Below are 21357 nucleotides of genomic sequence, written 5' to 3' on the forward strand. Positions count from 1 at the left end.
GGACGCCCTGCGCTCGGCGGTCTGACGTGGCGCTGAGACTCCGCTGGTGGTGCCGCCGATCGCTGCGGTTCACCGGTCGGGCCGTGATGCGGGGCCTGCAGCACTACGGCGCCTGTTACGCGGGCGTGCCGGTGTTCCCACCCGCGCCGCCGCTCCCGGGGAGTCAGGGACCACCGCTCGGCCACCCCGAACGCCTGGCTGTCGACCTGCCCCTGTCGGCGGCCGAAACCCAGCTGTGGGCGCAGCTGGGTCATTTCCCCGGCCCGTAGCGCGTACGCGTGGCGGGCTTTCCGAGAACACTTCCGGGAGGAGAACAGTCGGATGCGTAAGGTCGTCTCCAGGGACGGTACGGCCGTCGCCTACGCCAAGGCGGGCGACGGGCCGCCGCTCGTCCTGCTCCCCGGCGCCTTCCGGGACCACACGGTCTTCACGTACATGCTGCCGTATCTCACCGGACTGACGACGTACTGCTACGACCGGCGGGGCCGCGGGCGCAGCGGCGACGCGCCGGACTACGCGGTGGAGCGGGAGATCGAGGACCTCGTCGCCGTCATCGAGGAGTGCGGAGGTGAGGCGGCCGTCTTCGGCGGCTCGACTGGCGCGGTCCTGGCGCTGGAGGCCGCGATGGCCGGCGCGCCGATCAGCCGGTTGACCCTGCTCGAACCGCCGTACCGGCTGCCCGGCGAGCAGCTTCCGGACGCGGACCTGGCCACGCGACTGACCGGCCTGGTGGCCCGGGGCCGCCGCGGCGACGCGGCAGCGCTGTTCCTCGCCCAGGCGGCCGGGCTCGACCAGCCGGGGATCGAGGCGTGGCGCAACGGGCCGATGTGGGAGCAGAGCGAGGCCTTCGCGCACACCCTCGCCTACGACGCCGCGATCTGCGGCGACTTCCGCCTGCCGGCCGAACGCCTGGCGCGACTGTCCGTGCCGACGCTCGTGGTCAGCAGCGACAGCACGAGCGCGTGGCTGGCCGCGTCCGCCGCCGCGACGGCCGCGGCGATCCCGGACGGCCACCACGCCGTGCTGCCCGGCGTCTGGCACCGGGTGCCGGCCGAGACGATCGGTCCCGCCATCGCCGCGTTCGTGCTCGCGGGCTGACCCGTCCTCCGGCACCCCTTCGAGATCAGGAGTTCCGATGACCCAGCGCCAGGAAGCCGTCCGGCCGGACGCCGGGGACGGGATCGTCCCCCGCCTGCCGACCGAGCGCACCTGTCCCTTCGATCCCCCCGAGGAGCTCCGGCGGTTGCGGGCCGAGGCGCCGGTGCGCCGGATGCGCTTCCCCACCGGCGACCTGGGCTGGCTGCTGACCGGTTACGACGAGGTGCGTGCCCTGCTCGCCGACCCCCGGGTCAGTTCCCGGCGCACCCGGGCCTCGCACCCGGTCCGCGAGCTCCCGCCCGAGGCGGAGGAGATCGTCCGGGTCCAGCCGGGCCACTTCATCGCGCAGGACGCGCCCGACCACACCCGCTACCGGCGGCTGCTCACCGGCCACTTCACGGTCCGCAGGGTGCGCGCCCTGACCGGGCGCATCGAGGAGATCGTCGACGACCACCTCACCGCGATGGCCGCCGGCACACCGCCGGTCGACCTGATGCAGGCGTTCGCGCTGCCCCTCCCGTCGCTGGTGATCTGCGAGACGCTCGGCGTCCCGTACGCCGAGCGTCAGATGTTCCAGCGCCGCGCCGCCGCGCTGATCTCCACGACCGACGACGTGACGGTCATCCGGCGCTCCCAGCGGGAGATGCTGGAGTACATGTCCGACCTGCTGCGCGCCAAGCGGGCGGAGCCCGGCGACGACCTGCTCAGCGGCTTGGTCACCCGGTCGGACGCGGAGGGACCCCTCACCGACGAAGAGCTGGTCAACATCGCCAACCTGCTGCTCGTCGCCGGGCACGAGACGACCGCGAACATGATCGCCATGGGTGTGCTCACCCTGCTGCGGCACCCCGGCCAACTCGCCGCGCTGTGCGACGACCCGGACCTGACGGACCGGGCCGTCGAGGAGCTCCTGCGGTACGTGACGATCCCGCAGCACGGTGTGGTGCGTACCGCGACCGGCGACATCGAGATCGGCGGGAAGCGCATCCTCGCCGGCGAGACGATCGTGGCGTCTCTGCCGGCCGCGAACCGGGATCCGGCCCGCTTCGCCGACCCGGACACGCTGGACGTGAGCCGGCAGTCGCCGGCGCACCTCTCCTTCGGTCACGGCGTGCACCAGTGCCTCGGCCAGCAGCTGGCCCGGGTGGAGATGCGGGTGGCGTTCCGCGCCCTGCTCCAGCGTTTCCCCACACTGCGCCTGGCCGTGCCGTTCGAACAGCTCCGGATGCGCACCGACAGCTTCGTCCTGGGCATCCACGAGCTCCCGGTGGCCTGGGACACCGCGGCGGCCCGCGCATAGTGGCCGGGGCCGGCCACCGCGACGGACTCCCGCGGGCTTCTATGCCGCTTCGCGGCCAGCGCCCGGCAGGCGCTCGGCGGGACGTCCGAAGTGGTAGCCCTGCGCCAGCCGGTAGCCGAGCCGGTGCAGTTCGACGGCCTGCTCTGCGGTCTCGACGCCCTCGGCGACGGCGGCCATGCCGAGCGCGTCGGCCACCCGGACGACAGCGGCCGCGATGACCGAGGTCCGGCCCCCGGCGGTCACCTCGTCGACGAACGACTTGTCGACCTTGAGGGCGTGTGCCGGCACGGTCCGCAGCAGGGCCAGCGACGAATGCCCGGTGCCGAAGTCGTCGAGGGCGATCCGCACGCCCATCCGGTCCAGCTGGCGCAGCGTCTCCTGGGCGCGGTCGGTCTCGAACACGGCGGTCTCGGTGACCTCGATCGTCAGGCAGGCGGCGGGCAGGCCGCTCTCGGCCAGCGCGGACGCGACCACCTCGGCCAGGCCGGGGCGGGCGAGTTGCCGGGCGGAGACGTTGACGCTCACCCGCTGCGGTGCCGCCGGCCCGTGATCGCTGCGCCACCGGGCCGCCTGCCGACACGCCTCGCGCAGGATCCAGGCGCCCATCTCCACGATGATGCCGTTGCGCTCGGCGACCGGGATGAACTGCGCCGGACTGATCACCCCACGTTCGGGATGGTGCCAGCGCACCAGCGCCTCGACGGCTATCAGCCGGCCGGCCGGAAGTTCGACGATCGGCTGGTAGACCAGCCTCAACTGGCCCGCGTCCAGGGCGGTACGCAGCTCTGCCCCGGTCCGCGCGTCCTCGCCCGCCCGCCTGTCGAGCTCGGGGTCGTACCAGCGGTACGGCTCACCGAGTTCCTTGGCGGCGTACATGGCGACGTCCGCGCGGCGCAGCGCCTCGACCGGGTCGGCCAGGCCGCCGGTGTCGGCGATGCCGATGTTCGCGCTGATCAGCAGCTCGTGGCCGGCCACCCGGACCGGCTGCGCGAGCATCTGGCGGACGCGCTCGGCCAGCGCTGTGGCGCTCTCGCGGGACGCGCCCGGCAGCAGCAGGGTGAACTCGTCGCCGCCCATGCGTGCCACCCACGCCGCGTCCCGGGTGGCGGCGGTGAGCGTCCTGGCCACTTCGACGAGCAGTTGATCGCCGACGTGGTGGCCGAACTGGTCGTTGACCTTCTTGAATCCGGTCAGATCGAGCAGAGCGATGCAGCCGGGACCGCCGTCCAGGGCGGTACGCAGGCGCGCCTGGAATCGGCGGCGGTTGTCCAGGCCGGTCAGCTCGTCGTGCAGGGCCAGGTTCTCCAGCTGGCCGGCCTGCTTCTGCACCTGGTTCACGAAGCCGGACATGCGCGCCGAGACGAGCAGGAACAACACGACCGCGCCGGCCGCCACGACCATCCAGTCGCCGCGGCGCGCGGCGATGCCTGGTACGAACAGCATGCCGGGGGCCAGCAGGGAGCTCGCGGCGAGCACTGCCTGACGCCCCCGGCCGAACCCGGTCCCCAGCGTCTGCGGCGCCGCGGCCGGGCTCGCCGCCATCGACGGGTGCAGCGCCGCGGCGCCCCACAACACGTACGACAACAGCCATGCCGCGTCGAGCGGATTGCCGTCGTCGAAGCTCAGACGGGCCGTGAGCACGGAGTAGCCGACATCTGCCACCAGCAGCATCAGGGCTGCCACGGCGAGCAGCCGCGTGCTGGCGGTACGGGCGCCGGCCAAGGTGAACAGCCCGGCCAGGATGGCCAGCAGCATGGCGTCGACGGCCGGATACGCGGTGTTGATCAGGCGTTCGAGTGGCGTGTTCGCCGCGGCCGCGGCCGCCGGGTGCGCCACGAACACCCAGAACACCAGCCCGGTGCCGGTCGCCACGATGGCGGCGTCGAGAAGGTGCCGCCAGCCGCGGCCGCGGTGCCGGCTCACCAGCCGTACCAGCCCGGCCACCAGCAACGGGTAGCTGCCCAGATAGAAGGCGTCGGCGACGAAGGGGAAGGGCTCCCGGTGCAGCGCGTACTCGCAGATGTTCCAGACCGCGTCGCCGGCGACGTTCATGAACTGCCCGGCCGCGAAGCAGAACCACGGCGCCGGCCGGGCCGGCCGGTGCAGCCGCACCCCCACGAGCACCGCCAGCCCGGACAGCAGGCCCATGACGTTGTAGGTCACGGCCTGCGCGAGGCCGCCGCCCGGGAGAAGGAAATAGCCGCCGATGGCCGCGACCCCGGCGGCCAGCGTGAGCCACCACAGCCGGCGGCGCAGCGTGGCGCCGGCCGGGGAAGCCGCATCTGCCGTGCGTACCGGCGCCCGGCCGGCAGTCCCGTTGTCGCGGCGTCCGAGTCTCACCCAGGTGATATCGGGGGCGGCACGCCGCAGTTGAGTTCCGGTGCCCCGGCATTGCGTCACAGCCGGAACCGGACAGCGCATCGGGCCCTGCGCATCCGCGCCCGGCCCGATCATCCGTGTCGGCCTGGACGGGCCGGACGTCGAGCCGCACCGTAGATCGGATCGGAGCGGCTCGGCGTCCCGCGGTGCCCGGCACTGGTCAGTGGCACCGCATCCAGGTGAAGTGGTAGAGCGTCTGGATGCTGCCGTCGGTGGAGTCCATCGTCAGGTAGCTGACGTCGGTGGAGGTCCCCTTGGTGACCCGCAGCTCAGTGTTGATGTTGAGATTGCGCTGCTCGCCGCAGGGCCGGAAGACCTGGGCCGCGATCGGGACCTCGTCCGTGGCGATCCAGTTGTCGTCCAGGGGCGCGGCGATCGCGTGGTTGGCGTAGCTGCCCGCCGTCATGCCCTGGAAGTAGTAGTTCGCCCGCTGCTGGGCGGTCGCGCCGCGCTGCAGGAATCCGTAGCCCCGGTAGTCGACCTTGGCGATCGCGAAGGTGTACCCGGACGGCGCGTTGACCAGCACGTTCAGCTGACAGTTCTTGCGGTTCTCGGTGACCGGGATGCCCGGGCCGACCTGCGCCAGGTAGGCGCTGTAGATCGCGGTGAACGCGGAGTTGTCCGGCGAGATCGCCACGTCGGCGGTGCCCGGAGCGCAGCCGGAGCCGGCCATGGCGACCAATTCGATGGAGATGTCACCAGTGGGCGGCGGATCGGTGATAACGAGTCCCGCGGACGCCGGAGACGCCTGGAGCAGCGACGATGCCAGGACCGCGAGCGCAACGCACCCGGCAGTTAACAACCTTTTCACGTCTTTTCCCTTCGGTTCGGAAGCGGGCCAGGACAAGCTATTGATTTACTTCAATGTAAGTCAACAGCAGCCAAACAAGTCGCCGGAATTCTTGATGCCCATCGAAAAAGAGGCCGACCGGGCATTAACCTACCGAAAAGCCCCGAAAGGTCTGCGGTATGGCGGGGTTGATACCGTTTAACCCGAACTCTACAGCGGTCGGCATGGAGCACTTACACAACCGAGTGACTTCGATGACGATCAATAGAAAATTGCCGCTTGTGTACGCCTGGCGCGCGCCACTACGGTGGTCGCGGATGTAACGGCAGACATTCTGGAATCACTCAAGAGTCAATACTGTGGCACCTGATGGAACCGTGCCCGGCTCATCCCCCCGCCCCTGCTCCGGAAGGAATTCCATGAAGAACAGCAATCGCGTGATGGCGGCCGTGCTGACCACGGTCCTCGCGTTGCCGCTCGGCACACCCGCGCACGCGGCCACCGAAGCCGGCGCGGCCGCGGCCGCGATCACCGTCGAGGTGATCGCCAGCAGCGGATCGGGGTGCGCCGCGGGCACCGCCTCGGTCGTCGGCAACGGCGACAACACCGGGTTCCGGGTCAGGTACCGGGACTTCGTCGCCGAGGCCGGCGGCGACACCGGCATCGTCGACCGCCGCAAGAACTGCCAGCTCGGCGTCCTGGTCAGCATCCCGGACGGCTGGACCATCGCCATCGCCTCGGCCAACTACCGGGGCCGGGCCGCGCTCCGGGCCGGCGCCACCGCCCTGCAGCGCACCAGCTACTACTGGCAGGGGTCGTCGGCGACCGAGCGCAAGGACGTGACCTTCACCGGCCCCCTCACCGGCCTCTGGACCACCTGGGACGTGGCGCCCGTGCTGACCTACGCCGAGTGCGGCTCGCAGAGCGTCCTCAACATCAACACAGAGCTGCGCGTCAACCCGGGCTCCTCCACCGGCACCAGCACGATGTCGATGAACACCACCGAGGGCGACGTCGACACCCTGTTCAACTTCAGCCTGTCCGCCTGCTGACCGCGCCGGCCGGGGTGCACGGCGCGCCCCGCCGTGCACCCGACGGCCGGTCGGCCGGAGCAGGGCCTGTCCCGCGGATCACGCCAGTGCGAGGCGATGCCCCGGGCGCCGAACCGCCTGGGCAGCGCCGCGGCCCCGCGCGATCCGCGAGACAGACGCCGGCGCAGGTGGCGCTGGCGTGGCTGCCGACGCCGCTCCCCCGCGACCGTCGTCGTCGCGCAGCGGGACCCGTTCCGGACCGCCACCGGGCTCGGTCTTCCGGCACCTCGACGCCCTCGGTGGACTCGTGCAAGATCGGTTCTGGTGGCCGCCGGCTGAGCGGCCACATCGGACCGACCGAGGAGATCGATTGTTCAAGGTGCTGATCTCGCGCGCCGCGGTGGTGTGCGGCCTGGCCGCCGCCATGGTCACCGGCGCCCCGGCCGTCGCGGCACAGGCCGCCTACTACAACACCTACACCGACATCGCCAGCACGCCCGACACGAGCTGCTGCACCGGGGCGCAGGGCTTCGCCGCCGGATCCACGTACCTCTACTCCATCAAGAATCACACCAACTACGACGACACCGCGGTCATCTACCGGATCAACAAGAACACCGGCGAGCGCGTGCTGATGACCAACGGCACCGACAGCACCTCGACCAACACCTGGCTCGGGCACGGCAACGACATCACGATCGTCGACATCGACGGCCAGCATCACATGTTCATCGTCACGATGGAGGCGAGCGGCGCGCAGCTCGTCCGGCTCCGCTACGACGGCACGACGTACTACCATGCCGGGTCGTACCAGCTGCGCCTCAACGGGGCGGTGGCGGCGCCGTCCGGGATCAGCCGGGTCTCGGTCAGCGGCACCACGATCACGTTCATGTTCAAGAGCGGCCGGACCGTCTACAACGGCAGCCTGCCGCTGCGCGCCTCCTCCGGGACCATCGACCTGAATAAGGCGTTCGACCTGCAGGTCGACGGCGCGCTCGTCAACGGGGCCACCGTGCCGGACCTGGCGACCTTCGCCAACCAGGGGTTCTACTACGACGCGGCGAACCAGGTGCTCTACAACCCGCTGACCAAGGAGAACCGCAGTATCGTGCTGGTCTACCGCAACGTGTCGCCGGCGACGACCGGGACCGCGCCCGCGGCCACCGACCTCTCCTTCCGCATCACGTCCTCGAAGTACTCCACCTTCGAGATCGAAGGCGTCGGCATCAGCGACGGCAAGCTCTACTTCAGCACGAACCGGGCGAACGCGGACGGCGGCTACGACGGGGTCCACTCCTTCGACGGCTACGTCGCGGGGTGACCCCGGCGGGCGCCGTGGCCCGGCCGGGCACTGGGGCCCGGCCGGTTCGCGGCCCGGAGCCGCCGGCGACGCGGCGTCGCGGGCTCGGGGCCACAGCCGTGCAAAGTGCGTGCGCCCGCACCGGATCGGCGCCGCCGGCCGGGGTGGTTGCTCTGCCACCACGATTCAGCGCAGCGCCTCCGTGACCGCGGTGGCGGCGTGCGCGACCAGGGCGTCGTCGCGGTCCGCGGCCGCGGAGTCGCGGCGGGACAGCACCGCGAGCACGATCGGGCGGCCCGCGGCGGGCCAGACCACTGCCACGTCGTTGCGGGTGCCGTACGCGGCCGCGCCGCTCTTGTCGGCGACCGTCCAGCCGCGCGGCACCCCGGCGCGGATCAGCGTGTCGCCTGTCGCGTTGCCGCTGAGCCAGTCGACGAGCAGGCGGCGGTCGGCGGCCGGCAGCACGTCGCCCAGCACGTAGGCCTGGAGGTCCCGGGCCAGAACTCGCGGCGTGCTGGTGTCCCGCTCGTCGCCCGGCTCGGCCTTGTTCAGGGTGGGCTCGTCGCGTACCGGAACCGTGGTGTTGTCGCCCAGCGCCCGCAACGCGGACCGGAAGCCGTCCGGACCGCCCAGCTCGTGCAGCAGGATGTTGCCCGCGGTGTTGTCACTGAACCGGACCGCCGCCTCGGCGGCGTCACCGAGGCCGATGCTGCCGCCGGCGTGCTTCCCGGTGACCGGCGAAGGATCCAAGATCGCCGGCACCGGGACGGGCCGGGCCAGCTCGGCTCCGGTGGTCCGGGACAGGATCGCGGCCGCGGCGAGCGCCTTGTAGGTGGAGGCGTAGGCGAACCGCTCGTCCGCCCGGTAGGCGACGGCGCGGCCGGAAGCGACGTCCAGCGCGTACACCCCGAGCCGGGCGCCGAACCGCCTCTCCAGCGCGGCGAACTCCGCGTCCGCACTGCTCACGGTGCTCGCGCTGCCGGGGCTGCCGGTGGCCGGCGGGCTGCCGGCCGCGGGCGGCGGCTGGTGGTCCGTGTCCGCGCACGCGGTCAGCAGGAGGCAGGCCAGCACGGTGGAGGTCATCCGGAAAATCATGGATCGAGGCTGACACAGTGGCCCGGAGACCGCAGGGCCGCCCGCGCGGACGAGGGTCACACCGCGCGACAGGTCCGGATGGCCGCATCTCGCCGACGGACCATCCATCGGATCAGCGACGGGGTCAGCAGGACCACGGTGAACAGGCGGATGCTCTGCACCGCGGAGATGACCGCCACGTCACGGCCCGCGCTCGCGGCGGTGGCCACCACCGCGTTGATGCCGCCGGGCGTGGTGGCGAGGTAGGCGTCCAGGAACGGCATCCCGGTGACGACGGCGAGGCACCAGGCCAGTGCCGCGCAGGCAAGGCACATCAGCCCGGTGGCGCCGATCAGATACGGCGCGAGCCGGCGCACGCGCCGGACGGACGTACGGTTGAACCGCAGCCCCACCTCGAGCCCTACCAGGACGAAGGCGAGGTCGCGCAGCGGCCCGGCCGGGGTGAACGTATGCGACGTGCCGGCCATCAGCAGCAGCGCGGTCAGCGCCATCGGCCCCAGCACCGACGGCGCCGGCAGCGACAGCCGGGCCCCGGCCCGCACGCCGGCCACACAGATCACGATCAGCTGGAGCAGGCCCACCGCCTGGTGCGGATTCGTCACGAGGCGGGCCAGCGCGGGGAAGGCGCCGGGCGAGGGCGGCGCGGCGGCCGTTCCGCCGGCGAGCGCGACGATGACCGGCGCGCTCAGCGCGACGAGCCCGACTCGCAGGTACTGGGCGAAGGCGACCACGCGTGAGTCGGCGCCGATCGCCTCCGCGGAGGCCACGATCGCCGCCGAACCGCCCGGGATGAGGGCCATCAGGGCGTCGGCGAGGCTGATGCGGCTCACCCGCGCCAGCAGGACCGCGGTTCCCACGCTGAGGGCGATCGTCACCACGGTGGCGCCGGTCAGGGGCAGCACGGTGCCGGCGAGCGCGCGTACCACGGACGGCCCGAGGTAGCTTCCCATCAGCACACCGATGGTCGCGTGTGATCCGCTGACAGCGGCTCGCGGCAGATTTCCGGCGGCCACTCCGGTCAATGCCAGCACGACGCCCACAAGCAGCGACAACACGAGTTGCGGAGCGGGAACGCGCGCCTTCTCCCCGTACTCGCCGAGCAGGTAACAGGCGACCGCCAGGACGGACCAGGCGGCGGCCGGGACCAGCCGCCTGCGAGCGGCGGTGAGCCGCCCGCGGAAGGGGCGTTCCGCTCTGTGGGCATCGAGCACGATCATGGCGTTGTCCCGTCGCGTCAGCATCGGCAAATCGGGTGAAATCTAGGCCTGTGCCGATAAGAAGACGCTGAAGACGAACACCACTCATCACCCGCTGGGCGCGCCAACGCCGGGTACCGCCCGGCCGAGGACGGCGGCGACTGAGCCGTCGCCGCCCGGGGTCACACCGCGCGTGCCGATGCGCGGTGTGACGCGCGACCACTCGCGGCCGGGGTCCGGATCAGCCCGCGTTTCCGGTGGGCAGACGCCACAGCCGGACCCGGTTGTCCGCGCCGGCCGTGAGCAGGCGCTTGCTGTCCGGGCTGATCCGCAGCGCCCAGACCTGCCCCCGGTGCCCGGTCAGCGGCAGACCCACCGGGCTTCCGGTCGCGGCGCTCCACAGCCGTACGGTGCCGTCGTCGCTGCCGGTGGCCAGCAGCTTCCCGTTCGCGCTGAACCGCATGGCCCGCACCGGCCCGGCGTGACCGGTCAGCGGCGCGCCGATCGGCCGGCGGGTCGCCGTGTCCCACAGCCGTACGGTCTTGTCGCCGCCGGAGGACGTGGCCAGGAGCCGCCCGTCGGGGCTGAACGTGAGGGCGTACACCGGCCCGGAGTTGCCGGCGAGCGGTTCGCCGGCGGGTTCGCCGGTGGCCGGGTTCCACAGTCGTACGACGTCGCCGCCGTCGGAGGTGGCCAGGAGCCGTCCGTCCGGGCTGAAGCTCACCGCGTACACCGCCCCGGAGCCCGCGGCCAGCGGCTCGCCGATCGGCCGGCCGGTGCCGGTGCGCCACAACCGCACGGTGTTGTCGCTGCCGGCGGTCGCGAGGATCCGCCCGTCCGGGCTGAACACGACCTTGCTCACCGCGCCGGCCCGGCCGGTCATGGTGTGCACCAGCCGCCCGGTGCGGGTCTCCCACAGCCGGGCCGTGCCGTCGTCACCGGCGGTGGCCACCAGTCGCCCGGCCGGGCCGAAGGCCACCGAGCGCACCGGCCCGACGTGGCCGGTCAGCGGCCGTCCGGACCGCTGCCCGGTGGCGGAGTTCCACAACGACACCCCACGGTCCGCGCCGACGGCGAGCAGCTTGCCGTTCGGGCTGAACTCGATGGAGTGAACACCCTGGATGCGACCGGCGAGCTGGGGTCCGGTCCGGCGCCCGGTCACCGTGTTCCACTGCCGTACCACTCCGCGGCTCGCGGTGGCGAAGACTTTCCCGTCCGGGCGCAACGCGATGATCCCGGCCGCGCCGGGCACGCCGTTACGGGCACGGGGGGCGGGCGCCTCGTGGGGTGCGGCGGCCCGGCTGGGCGCGACGCTCTCCGCGTTCCGGGTGAGCGCGGGTCGCGGGGCGGCATGCCCGGCGGTGGTGGTGACGGCGGGGGCGAGCAGCCCGATCATGGCAGCGGCGGCGACCCGGCCGGCGCGTCGCCGGCGGGCACCGATCAGTGAGCTGCCGCAGGCATCTTTACGATCTCTCTCCGTAGTCATTCCCGCACCGTAAGATCCGGCCGGGCGGGTGTCCGGCAGCTTCGCCGCGGTTCATCCGGCCGGGTTCTCCCGCCAGGTGGCCCGGCCGGAGCCGGGGGACTCGCCGTCGCCCGGACGGGGTTCGGCGTCGCGTGCGGGCAGCACGGCGTCGACCAGGTCCCGCGCGGCGGCCTCGAGTTCCGCGGCGGCGACCGGCCCGCCCGCGTTGGCGCCGGCGATGTTGTCGAAGAGGATGCCGTCGAGGCAGGCTACGAGCCATCTGGCCTGGCGCGGCGGGTCGCCGGCGCCGAGTTCGGTGAGCAGCGCGGCGATCCGCCGGCGCAAACCGTCCCCGGAACGGTGGAGCTCCGCGGCCACCTCCGGCCGGCGCGCCGACTCCAGGGTGAGCTCGTAGCGGGCCAGGTGACGCTGCCTGCCGGTGGTCAGCCAGCGGTGCAGGATCTCGGCGAGGAGCCCGGCCAGAGCGGCCCGGTCCGCCGCGACGAGCCGGGACGCCAGGGCGTCGAGCTCGGTGTGGTCGTCCTCCACCAGACGCTGGACGCACGCGCTGAGCAAGGCCGCGCGGGACCGGTAGTAGTAGGACGTGGAGCCGGGCGGCAAGCCGGCCGCGGCGTCCACCGCGCGGTGTGTCAGACCGCGGGAACCGTGCTGGGCCAGCACGCCTAGGGCGGCGTCGGCGACGAGTCGGTGCCGCGCGGAGATCATGACCACACTCTACCGGCGTAGAGCTTGTTTGCCCTTCCTCTACATCTGTAGGGTCACCTCTATGGATGTAGAGGAACGACGGTCCGCCGCGGTGGTCGGGGGCGGCATCGGAGGGCTCGCCGCGGCCGTGGCCCTGCACCGCGCGGGATGGACGGTGGCGGTCCACGAGCGGTCCCCGGCACCGAAGCCGGCCGGAGCGGGGCTCACCCTGTGGCCGAACGCGGTCCGCGCTCTGCACGCCCTGGGGCTCGCCGAGGCGCTGCGGTCGCGGGCGGCGCCCCTGACGGGTTCGGGCGTGCGCCGGCCCGACGGGCGATGGCTGTCGCGGACGGATGCCAGCCAGGTGATCTCCCGGCACGGTGCTCCACAGCTGGCGATCATGCGAGCCGACCTGGTGGAGCTGCTCGCCTCCGCGCTGCCGCCCGGGTGTCTGCGGCTGGGCGCGGACATCACCGGCGCCGACGCCGGCGGCCCGGACCGGCAGGCGAGCATCCGCTGTGGTGACCGGCTCGTCCCCGCCGATCTCGTGGTCGCGGCCGACGGTGTCAACTCCCGGCTGCGCCAGACGCTCTGGCCGACCCAGCCACCGGCGCGGTATTGCGGATACGTCGCCTGGCGCGCCGTGGTGCGCTCCCCGGCGACGGCGATCGGGGCGGCCAGTGAGACGTGGGGGCGGGCGGAGCGCTTCGGTGTCGTTCCGATCGGCCACGACCTGGTCTACCTCTACGCCACCGCGAACAGCCCGGCCCGGAAGCCGGGCGCCGACGAGCTGGCCGAGCTCCGCCGCCGGTTCCGGCACTGGCACGAACCCATTCCCGCCCTGCTCGACGCGATCACGCCCGACGGCCTGCTGCGGCACGACATCATGGCGGTGCAGCCGTCCCCGCGGCGTCTCCACACCGGCCGGATGGCGTTGCTCGGCGACGCCGCCCACGCCATGGAACCCAACCTCGGCCAAGGCGCCGGCCTGGCCATCGAGGATGCCGTCGTGCTGGCGCACGCGGTGACCGGCGCGTCATCGACGGTCAGCGGGCTCGCTCACTACAGCCGGGCCCGAGCCGGACGCGTCACCCGGCTCGCCCGGCAGTCGCGCCTGCTCGGCCGGATCACGCAGAGTCCCTCCGCTGCCGTCGTGGCGTTGCGCGACGTCGCTACCCGCCTGATCCCCGACCGCCTCGCGCTGCGCGGATTCGACGCCGCCGCCAACTGGCATCCGCCGGCGCCACCCCCCGGGCGCGCCCCAAGGGAGCGCTGATCAGAGCGCACAACGGCGGGCCCGGCCCTCCAGGTTTTCTCACGCCGCCCTTCAGCGTTCCTCCAGCGCCCTCGCCACGGTGGAGGGAGCACTCCGCTCCTACGGCATGGAGGTTCCTATGGCATCGCCGCCCCGTCCCGTCGTCCTGGCCGCCGCCCTGCTGGTCGCATCCACCGCGCTGGGCGGGCGCGCCGTGGCGGCAGCACCGGCCACCACCGCGGACACCGCCGTGGTGTTGCGTCCCGACGGGGACATCATCCGGGAGTGGTCAGGCGGCACCGCCGGCCCGGCGTGGTCCGCGCTGGACGACGCCGTCGTGCAGCCGGCGTCGGTGTCCGCCGCCGACTACGTCTACGCCAGCGGCGCCGGACGCCGTATCGAGGTCACGCTCACCACTACGCCGCTCTCCGGCGGCACGGCCTCGGTGACCGGCTGGTTCTATGCCAACACCGGCAGCGCCACCCAGCTGTCGGCCCAGGTGGTGACGTCCGGCCGGACGCTGGCCGGCATCACCGTCCCGGCCGGCTCGGGATTCGCCTGGCGTTCGGTGAGCGCCACCGGGATCGCCCAGGCCGATCTGGACGACCTGCGGCTGCGGTTCACCACCGCCGGGGGCGGCGACAGCAACGTGCGGGCCGCGTACGCCTCCGCGGCGGTGAGCGCGGGACCGGCGTGCACCCCGGGCTGGGGCTCGTTCGGCCCCGGATCCTGGCCGCCGGCGTGCTGGCGGCCGTTCGAGACGAGCAGCCCCTTCAACACGCGCCTGCCCGCCAGCCCGCGACTCATCGGCGGCAGCGCGCAGCGCTCCGACGCGATCAGGGCGCGGATCCTGGGTGACATCTCCGCCCGCGACTACCCGGGACACATCAGCGCGGATCCGCAGGGTCTCGGCGGCGAGCCCACCTACTACGCGCAGTCCGGCGATCCGTCGTACGTGATCGACTGCCTGTCGTACGGCGGCGCCTGCACCATCGACGGGATGAGCGTGCGCATCCCGGCGCAGGCCGCGCCGGAGGGCGGCTGGTCCGCGCCGGCCGGCGCGGACCGGCACCTCGCCGTGGTGGACCAGAGCACCGGATGGTCGTACGACATGTGGCAGGTCCGCGGCAGCGGCCTGCCCGCGCCCGGCGGCACCCTGCAGATCTCCTTCGGCGGCCGGTCGCGCGTGGTCGGCGACTGCGCCTCCGGCGTGCCCGCGGACGGCACCAACTGCGAGCCCACCGGCGTGGGGCACGGCACCGCCGCGCACTTCGCCGGGCTGGCCGGCCGGGTACGCGCGGAGGAGCTCCAGGCCGGCCGGATCGACCACGCGTTGAACATCGTGATCGACTGCGACAACGGCACCTTCGTGTACCCGGCCCGCGGCAAGGGCAAGACCTGCGCGAACACCACGGACGCGCCGCCCATGGGCGCGCTGCTGCAGCTGGACCTGACGTCGCAGCAGATCGACGCGCTGCCGGTGCAGCCGTGGAAGAAGGTCTTCCTGCGAGCCATGGCCGAATACGGCATGTACTTCGGCGACACCGGCTCGCAGAACATCTTCTCCATCGAGACCGAGTCGGGCAATCAGTACACCGCGTTCGGCCGGCCCGACCCCTGGCTCGCCTACGGGCAGGCCAACTGGGAGCCGTACACCGCGGACGGCGTGACCTCGTACGTGGCCAAGCTCTACAACCGCCCCGGCGACCCCGACCCCACCCTCGACTGGACCTCGGCGGTGTGGAGCCACCTGCGGGTGCTCGACCCGTGCGTGGCTCAGCGGACCTGCTGACCGGCACCTGTTCCCGCCGGCGCCCGGACCGCGGCGCCGGCGGGAACACTCAGTCGTCGAGCACGGTGACGTGCAACGGCAGGACCGCCTGCCGGCTCTCCGGCATCCGGATCACGGTGAGCAGCGCCCACCGGCCGGCGTGCGTCCGCAGGCACACCTCGGCGCCGGCGGCCAGCCCGGCCAGCCGGACGTTGCCGCCACCCCGCCGGGACAGGCCGCGGCAGACCTGCGGCGGGTCGCCGGGGTTGACCGCGTGCACGGCGTTGAAGGCGTCGGTGTTGGTCAAGTCGACCCCGGAGATCTGGTCGTGCGGCGCGTCCGGGCTGGTGCGGTACAGGTCCAGGTGGTCGTAGTCCGGCGAGCGCGGGTTGTTGGTGGCATGCCAGTCGCTGGGCCGCCCGGCCGGGATGTCGAGGTCGTACCCGAGGCCGGGCCGGACGGCCACGTCGAACTCCGCGAAGGTCCCACCCACGGGCGGGGCCTCCGGCACGGCGCGGTCACCCGCGCCCAGCCCGGCGGCAACCCCGATCGGCAGGACGGCTGCGGCGGCGATCCACCTCCACGGACGCCGGCGCGCCCCGGGCGCGGGCGCCGCGGGCCGCGCTTCGGGCCGGGTCACCGGTGACCGCGGCGACGCGGGCGGGGCACCGCCGATCTCCAGATCCGGGTCCTGCCGCAGGATCCGCTGCTCGAGCCGGTGCAGTCTCGGCCCCGGTTCGACGCCCAACTCCTCGACCAGGCGGGTCCGGGCGGCACGGTAGGCGCCGAGCGCGTCGGCCTGCCGGCCGGACCGGTAGAGGGCCAGCATGAGCTGCGCCACCCACTCCTCCCGCCAGGGGTTCGCCAGCACCAGGCCGTCCAGCTCCGCCACCAGCTCGGCATGCCGGCCCAGGGCCAGGTCCGCGTCGATCCGCAGCTCGGTGGCCACCAGCTGGCACTGTTCCAGCCGGGCCGCCTCCCGCGCCGCGGTGTCGCCGGGCACGTTGCCGTACGCGGCCCCGCGCCACCAGCCCAGGGCGGCGTGCAGCAGGTCCGCGGCCTTGTCGTGCTCCTGCGCCTCGAGGGCCGCCCGGCCCCGGCGCACCGCCTCCTCGAACCGGCGGCTGTCCAGCTGGTCCGGCGGCAGATCGAGCAGATACCCGCCGGGGACCGTGCGCAGCACGCGCGGCCTGTCCCCGGGACGCCGATCCGGTTCGAGCAGCCGGCGCAGCTGGGACACGTACGTCTGCAGGGTGTTCGCGGCGCTCGCCGGCGGACCGCCGGGCCAGACCTCCGCGCCCAGGGCCTCCGGGGTGACCAGCTCTGCGCGGTGCACCACCAGGTACGCCAGCACGGCGCGGGCCTTGGCGGCGCGGACGACGACGTCCCGCCCGCCCTGCCGGACGGTCAGCGGTCCCAGCACCAGGATCTCCACGCACCCCACCCTGCCGCCGGAGAGCAGGATGCCGATGCGCACCGTTGAGTATCGGACAGTTGCCGGGCCCACGATCCCGGAACGCCGGCGTTCCGGGCCGGTGGGGACCACGCTGAAGGGGTATGCCACCTGTCCAGCGTTCTTGTCGGAAGAGGTGGGAGAGATGAACGAGACCATGGGGTACGTGCCGCTGGGCACCCACCCCGATCTGATCGAGATGCAGATCCGGTACGAGCGGGCGGCGGCCAGCGGCCCGGCGGTGATCACCGACGGCATGACGTTGCTGGCCGGTCTGTGGCTGGCCGTCTCGCCCTGGGTCATCCGGTTCGACGTGACCGCGCCCGGGGTCCGGGCCAGCAACCTGATCATGGGAATCGCGGTCGCCGTGACGGCCCTGGGCCTGACCCTGATGCCGGCCCGCATGGTGCGGGTGAGCTGGGCGACCGCGGCCATCGGAGCATGGGTCGTCGCATCGCAGTGGATCATCGAGCGGTCGGCCAGCACCTGGCCCATCATGATCAACAACGTGGTCACCGGAGCGGTGATCATGGTCCTGGGCGTAGCCGCCGTCGCCATCCTGACGGCCACGGCCGAGCCCCGTAAGTGATCGAGCAACAGGCCCGGGCCAGGCTGGCCCGCATGGTGGCCAAAAGCCGGCGGTAGCGACAAGGAGCACCAGCTCGCGCGGGAACCGCCGCACTCGCCGTGACCCAGCACGGCCCTCGCCCTACCGCGAGGCGCGGTCGCCGTTGTCAATCCGTGAGGAAGGGCTGGATCCGGGCGGCCGGGGTGAGCAGGAGGATGGTCGAGCCGTCGGCGAAGGCCAGCCGCAGCCGCCGGTCCTTCTCCGTGGCCGAGACCAGCTCGGGCCGCCGGCACTCCCAGCGCAGGCGCAGGCCCGGCGGCCGGCCGGACGCCGGGTGGAGCAGGCGGCGCCAGAACCCGCCACCCTGGGACAAGACCATCAGGCGGCGGTCGGTGCGGGCCAGCACCCGCGGATCGGTGACCAGGCGGACATGCTGGTCCAGCTCTTCGGCGAGGCTGCGGGGCGGGCCGTCCGCGCCACGGCGGCCGGTGGGCGGAAGCCGGCGGAACCGGAACGGTGACATCTCGGCGCGGGTCATCCCGGTCGACGTGCGCCCGTCCGCCTTGCTGACCCAGACGGCGGCGCGGAACTCCTCGCCGGGCCGCAGGTGCTCGCGCACCGCGGCCGCCACCTGCTCGTCGTGCCCGGCACCGAAGCCCACCAGCTGCTCCCTTCCAATCGTCGCCAACAGCGTCTCAGTCGATCATGAGGTCCGGCATGGTCCGGGACCGGGTGGGGCCTCCGTCCGGCCGGGGGCAACCGCGGGCGCGCATCCGATCCCAGCACGCCGGAGGCCTCCCCCGGTGTGTTCCAACGCACCGGCGGGAACGATCCGGTACGGCCGGGCGTTGCAAGGCCGCATGACTGGTACCTTTCCGGCGACGCCGCGCCTATCGATCCTGGATCTCGCCCCGATCGCGCCCGGCGGAACCGTGGCGCAGGCCTTCGAGAACTCCGTCGCCCTGGCGCGGGCGGCCGAGGAGCACGGCTACGAGCGGGTCTGGTACGCCGAGCATCACAACATGGAGCGGATCGCCTCCAGCGCGACCAGCCTGCTGATCGGGTACGTCGCCGGCAAGACGTCGACGATCCGCCTCGGCGCCGGCGGCGTCATGCTGCCCAACCACGCCCCGCTGACGATCGCCGAGCAGTTCGGCACCCTGGCGTCGCTGCACCCCGGGCGCATCGATCTGGGGCTGGGCCGGGCGCCCGGCAGCGACCAGGTGACGATGCGGGCGATGCGCCGTGATCCGATGTCGGCGGAGAGCTTCCCGCAGGACGTGCTGGAGCTGCAGGGCTACCTGGCGGACGAGTCGCGGGTCCCCGGTGTGCGGGCGACGCCGGGCGCCGGGACGAACGTGCCGCTGTACATCCTCGGCTCGTCGATGTTCGGCGCCCGGCTCGCCGCCGCGTACGGCCTGCCCTATGCCTTCGCCTCGCACTTCTCGCCCGGCCTGCTGGAGCAGGCGGTCGCCGCCTACCGCGCCGAGTTCACCCCGTCGGCCCAGCTGTCCGAGCCGTACGTGATCGCCGGGGTGAACGTGGTCGCGGCCGCCACGTCCGAGTCGGCGCGGCAGCAGTTCGAGACCGCCCGCCGGATCCTGGTGCGCGGCCTGGTCACGCGGGCCCCGGGCGCGCCGGACTACTCGGACGAGGAGATCGACGAGTTCCTGACCACGCCGAACGGCCGCCAGCTCGCGTCGATGCTGACGTACTCGGCGGTGGGCACCCCGGACGAGGTCGGCGCGTATCTCGCCGCGTTCGCCGAGAAGGCGCAGGCCGACGAGCTGATCCTGGCCCACCAGTCGACGCTGATCGCGGACCGGGTGGAGTCGGTGCGGCTGACCGCCGCCGCCGTGCTGGGCGCCGCCACCGTCTGAACGAAGCGGGCGGCGCCACCTGAACGAAGCGGCCGGCGCCGGCCCGATCAGCGCCGGCCGAACATCGCGGCCAGCGCCGCGTCCGAGGCGCGCAGGGCGTCCCGGTCGAAGGTGCTGCCGGCGGCGACCAGCTCGCCCGCCCCGGTGCGGTCCAGCAGCTCGGCGAGCCGGCGCTCGACCCGGTCCGGTGTGCCGGTGATCGCCGCCGCCGCGGTCTGCTCCAGGTACTGCTGCTGGCGCGGGGTACGGGTGGCGGCCCGGGCCGCGGCCACCGGTTCCAGGGTCGGGAACACCCCGGTGGTTCGGCTCTGCGCCATCGCCCACGCCTCCGGCAGCAGCAGGTCGGCGGCGTCCGCGTCGGTATCGGCGACCAGCACGTCGAGGCTGATCGCCACCCACGGCGCGGGTTGCTGCGCGGAGGGCCGGAAGGCACGCCGGTAGTCGGCCAGCGCCTGTTCGCCGCCCGCCCGCAGCAGCGGCCCTCCGACGATCACCGGGAGTCCCAGCCGCGCCGCGATCGTCAGGCCGCTCCCGGTGGCCAGCACGTACAGCGGGATGTCCCGGTCCGGTCGCGGGTGCAGGGTGATCTCCGCCGTGCCGGTGAGGAATCCGCGCAGTTCGGCCAGGTCGGCGGCGAAGTCGCGGTCGGTCTGGCGCAGCGCCCGGCGCACCGGAGCGGTGAACCCGGGCGAGCGGCCCAGCCCCAGGTCGACCCGGCCCGGCGCGAAGGCGGACAGCGTGGCGAACTGTTCGGCGACGACGAGCGGCTGGTGGTGCGGCAACATCACGCCGGCCGAGCCGAGCCGGATGCCGGCGGTGGCGCCGGCGACGGCGGCCAGCAGCACGGCCGGGGCGGCGCCCGCGATGCCGGGAACCCCGTGGTGCTCGGCGACCCAGAACCGGTGGTAGCCGAGCCGTTCGGCGTGGGCGGCACGCGCGACGGTGCCTCGCAGCGCCGCCGTGTCGGGCTCGCCGGCCCGGGTGCGGGAGCGGTCGAGCAGGGACAGCCGGGGTTCCGCGGTGCTCACGAGGGATTCAGCGTCCGCCCGGGAGGATCTTGTTCCCGGTACGCCCGGAGATCCGCGCCCGCCGGTGGCGGGCGCGGGTCGGTGACCGGTCAGCCGGCCGGGTTCCAGCCATCCGTTCCGGCCAGGTACTTCTGCGGCGTGTAGTTGGCGGCCTGCGCGTCCGTCAGCTGCGCCCGGTTGCTGTTGAGTGTCGCGCCCGCACCGGTGTTGCGGTACTCGTAGAAGCGGGCGTTCTTCCACGAGTTGCCGGACATGTCGGTCCACGGCTGGGCGACCTTGATGGTGGCGCTCAGGTTGGACTCGCGGACGGTGACCTGCCCCGCGGCGCCCCACGGCCGGCCCAGATAGGTGACGTTGTCGGTCGCGCCGGTGAACGTCGACTTGTAGATCAGGAAGCCGTACGTCTGGCTCGCCGGCGTGTTGGCAGCGGTGAGGTAGCCGCCGGTGCTCCGCTTCTCGTAGATCTTGCAGGCGTGGAAGACCGCGCTGCCGTTGCCGTAGATGAAGTCGACGGTGCCCTCGATGTACGAGCTCCAGACGTACGCCCGGGCGCTGTTGTAGATCAGCAGGGTGTCCTGGTCGGCGGTGACCCGCACGTTGCCCAGCCGGGCCCGGTCGCCGTAGAGCGCCAGGGCCAGCGCCTGCGACGAGCCGTTGGCGGCCTCGTCGTAGTCGTTGCTGAACGTCAGGTTCTTGCCGTAGAACTCCTTGGCCTGCACGTAGACGGTGGCCGAGCCGGTGGTCCCGGCGGTCGAGGCGGGCTTGTTGTTGACGATCACCGTGGCCGCGGCGCTGGAGCCGAGGCCCTCCAGGGTGATGTACGGCTTGTCCGCCGGGATGACCACGCTCTCCCGGTAGGTGCCGGCCTTGACGGTGATCGTGACGCGGCTCGTGTTGCCGGCCGGGACCGCGTTCACGGCGGCCTGCACGGTGCGGTACGTCGCCGAGCCGTCGGCCGCGACGGTCAGCGTGGTGGCGGCCCGGGCGGGGATGGCGGCGACGCCGAGCAGCAGGGCCGGCACGACGACCAGGGGAGTCATTCT

The 21357-nt window shown here is 73.1% G+C and carries 20 protein-coding genes; 10 read left to right on the forward strand and 10 right to left on the reverse strand.

Features of this window, described 5'->3' with window-relative positions; all coding sequences use genetic code 11:
• From Asi03nite_RS08410 to Asi03nite_RS08420, 3 genes are all read left to right on the forward strand, one after another.
• Nucleotides 1–269 (forward strand): DUF6059 family protein (locus tag Asi03nite_RS08410; protein ID WP_307833990.1); only part of this gene is annotated, 269 nt, incomplete at its 5' end.
• Between the two features lie 52 nt (nt 270–321).
• On the forward strand, nt 322–1098 hold the full coding sequence (locus Asi03nite_RS08415; protein ID WP_203677874.1) for an alpha/beta fold hydrolase: 777 nt from the start codon (nt 322–324) through the stop codon (nt 1096–1098).
• 37 nt (nt 1099–1135) lie between these two features.
• Nucleotides 1136–2398 (forward strand): cytochrome P450, encoded by a 1263-nt coding sequence (locus Asi03nite_RS08420; protein ID WP_203677875.1) that lies wholly within the window; start codon nt 1136–1138, stop codon nt 2396–2398.
• Between the two features lie 39 nt (nt 2399–2437).
• On the opposite strand, the gene Asi03nite_RS08425 is transcribed toward Asi03nite_RS08420, so the two are convergent.
• Nucleotides 2438–4738, reverse strand: coding sequence for a putative bifunctional diguanylate cyclase/phosphodiesterase (locus tag Asi03nite_RS08425; protein WP_239102534.1), 2301 nt, complete (start codon nt 4736–4738; stop codon nt 2438–2440).
• 199 nt (nt 4739–4937) lie between these two features.
• Nucleotides 4938–5450 carry a DUF4360 domain-containing protein gene (locus Asi03nite_RS08430; RefSeq protein WP_239102535.1) on the reverse strand — a complete coding sequence of 171 codons (513 nt, stop codon included), beginning with the start codon at nt 5448–5450 and terminating at the stop codon, nt 4938–4940.
• On the opposite strand from Asi03nite_RS08430, the gene Asi03nite_RS08435 reads away from it, so the two are divergent.
• The 3 genes from Asi03nite_RS08435 to Asi03nite_RS08445 all read left to right on the forward strand — a co-directional run bounded on the left by Asi03nite_RS08435 (nt 5449) and on the right by Asi03nite_RS08445 (nt 7919).
• Complete coding sequence (locus tag Asi03nite_RS08435; protein WP_203678080.1) at nt 5449–5769, forward strand: hypothetical protein; 321 nt, start codon at nt 5449–5451, stop codon at nt 5767–5769. The two genes, Asi03nite_RS08430 and Asi03nite_RS08435, sit on opposite strands and share 2 nt — an antisense overlap.
• Before the next feature lie 217 nt (nt 5770–5986).
• A complete protein-coding gene (locus Asi03nite_RS08440; RefSeq protein WP_239102536.1) occupies nt 5987–6619 on the forward strand; it encodes a DUF4360 domain-containing protein in 633 nt (210 codons plus the stop codon).
• A 358-nt stretch (nt 6620–6977) separates the two neighbouring features.
• The gene (locus Asi03nite_RS08445; protein WP_373872098.1) at nt 6978–7919 is read left to right on the forward strand and encodes a hypothetical protein; all 942 of its coding nucleotides are present in this window, start codon (nt 6978–6980) and stop codon (nt 7917–7919) included.
• A 165-nt stretch (nt 7920–8084) separates the two neighbouring features.
• Here Asi03nite_RS08445 and bla read toward each other — a convergent pair whose 3' ends face one another.
• The 4 genes from bla to Asi03nite_RS08465 all read right to left on the reverse strand — a co-directional run bounded on the left by bla (nt 8085) and on the right by Asi03nite_RS08465 (nt 12380).
• On the reverse strand, nt 8085–8993 hold the full coding sequence (gene bla / locus Asi03nite_RS08450; protein ID WP_203677878.1) for a class A beta-lactamase: 909 nt from the start codon (nt 8991–8993) through the stop codon (nt 8085–8087).
• A gap of 56 nt (nt 8994–9049) precedes the next feature.
• Nucleotides 9050–10234: an AbrB family transcriptional regulator gene (locus tag Asi03nite_RS08455; protein WP_203677879.1), complete on the reverse strand. Its 1185-nt coding sequence runs from the start codon at nt 10232–10234 to the stop codon at nt 9050–9052.
• 196 nt (nt 10235–10430) lie between these two features.
• Nucleotides 10431–11675 (reverse strand): WD40 repeat domain-containing protein, encoded by a 1245-nt coding sequence (locus tag Asi03nite_RS08460; RefSeq protein WP_239102538.1) that lies wholly within the window; start codon nt 11673–11675, stop codon nt 10431–10433.
• 51 nt (nt 11676–11726) lie between these two features.
• Nucleotides 11727–12380, reverse strand: coding sequence for a TetR/AcrR family transcriptional regulator (locus Asi03nite_RS08465; RefSeq protein WP_203677880.1), 654 nt, complete (start codon nt 12378–12380; stop codon nt 11727–11729).
• A 61-nt stretch (nt 12381–12441) separates the two neighbouring features.
• On the opposite strand from Asi03nite_RS08465, the gene Asi03nite_RS08470 reads away from it, so the two are divergent.
• Both Asi03nite_RS08470 and Asi03nite_RS08475 read left to right on the forward strand, forming a co-directional pair.
• A complete protein-coding gene (locus tag Asi03nite_RS08470; RefSeq protein WP_203677881.1) occupies nt 12442–13635 on the forward strand; it encodes an FAD-dependent monooxygenase in 1194 nt (397 codons plus the stop codon).
• A 118-nt stretch (nt 13636–13753) separates the two neighbouring features.
• Complete coding sequence (locus tag Asi03nite_RS08475; RefSeq protein WP_203677882.1) at nt 13754–15406, forward strand: hypothetical protein; 1653 nt, start codon at nt 13754–13756, stop codon at nt 15404–15406.
• A gap of 49 nt (nt 15407–15455) precedes the next feature.
• On the opposite strand, the gene Asi03nite_RS08480 is transcribed toward Asi03nite_RS08475, so the two are convergent.
• Nucleotides 15456–16862, reverse strand: coding sequence for an AfsR/SARP family transcriptional regulator (locus Asi03nite_RS08480; RefSeq protein WP_203677883.1), 1407 nt, complete (start codon nt 16860–16862; stop codon nt 15456–15458).
• Nucleotides 16863–16983: 121 nt separating this feature from the next.
• Here Asi03nite_RS08480 and Asi03nite_RS08485 point away from each other — a divergent pair, with 121 nt between their 5' ends.
• Complete coding sequence (locus Asi03nite_RS08485) at nt 16984–17427, forward strand: SPW repeat protein (protein ID WP_203677884.1); 444 nt, start codon at nt 16984–16986, stop codon at nt 17425–17427.
• Nucleotides 17428–17572: 145 nt separating this feature from the next.
• Here Asi03nite_RS08485 and Asi03nite_RS08490 read toward each other — a convergent pair whose 3' ends face one another.
• Complete coding sequence (locus Asi03nite_RS08490) at nt 17573–18067, reverse strand: hypothetical protein (protein WP_203677885.1); 495 nt, start codon at nt 18065–18067, stop codon at nt 17573–17575.
• Nucleotides 18068–18266: 199 nt separating this feature from the next.
• On the opposite strand from Asi03nite_RS08490, the gene Asi03nite_RS08495 reads away from it, so the two are divergent.
• Complete coding sequence (locus tag Asi03nite_RS08495) at nt 18267–19286, forward strand: LLM class flavin-dependent oxidoreductase (RefSeq protein WP_203677886.1); 1020 nt, start codon at nt 18267–18269, stop codon at nt 19284–19286.
• 47 nt (nt 19287–19333) lie between these two features.
• Here Asi03nite_RS08495 and Asi03nite_RS08500 read toward each other — a convergent pair whose 3' ends face one another.
• Both Asi03nite_RS08500 and Asi03nite_RS08505 read right to left on the reverse strand, forming a co-directional pair.
• Nucleotides 19334–20314: an MsnO8 family LLM class oxidoreductase gene (locus Asi03nite_RS08500; RefSeq protein ID WP_239102539.1), complete on the reverse strand. Its 981-nt coding sequence runs from the start codon at nt 20312–20314 to the stop codon at nt 19334–19336.
• Between the two features lie 89 nt (nt 20315–20403).
• Nucleotides 20404–21354, reverse strand: a complete 951-nt coding sequence (locus Asi03nite_RS08505; protein ID WP_239102540.1) for a pectinesterase family protein — start codon at nt 21352–21354, stop codon at nt 20404–20406.
• Between the last annotated feature and the right edge of the window lie 3 nt (nt 21355–21357).

The organism is Actinoplanes siamensis, from assembly GCF_016862395.1.
In the GTDB taxonomy this organism is placed as follows: Bacteria; Actinomycetota; Actinomycetes; order Mycobacteriales; family Micromonosporaceae; genus Actinoplanes; species Actinoplanes siamensis.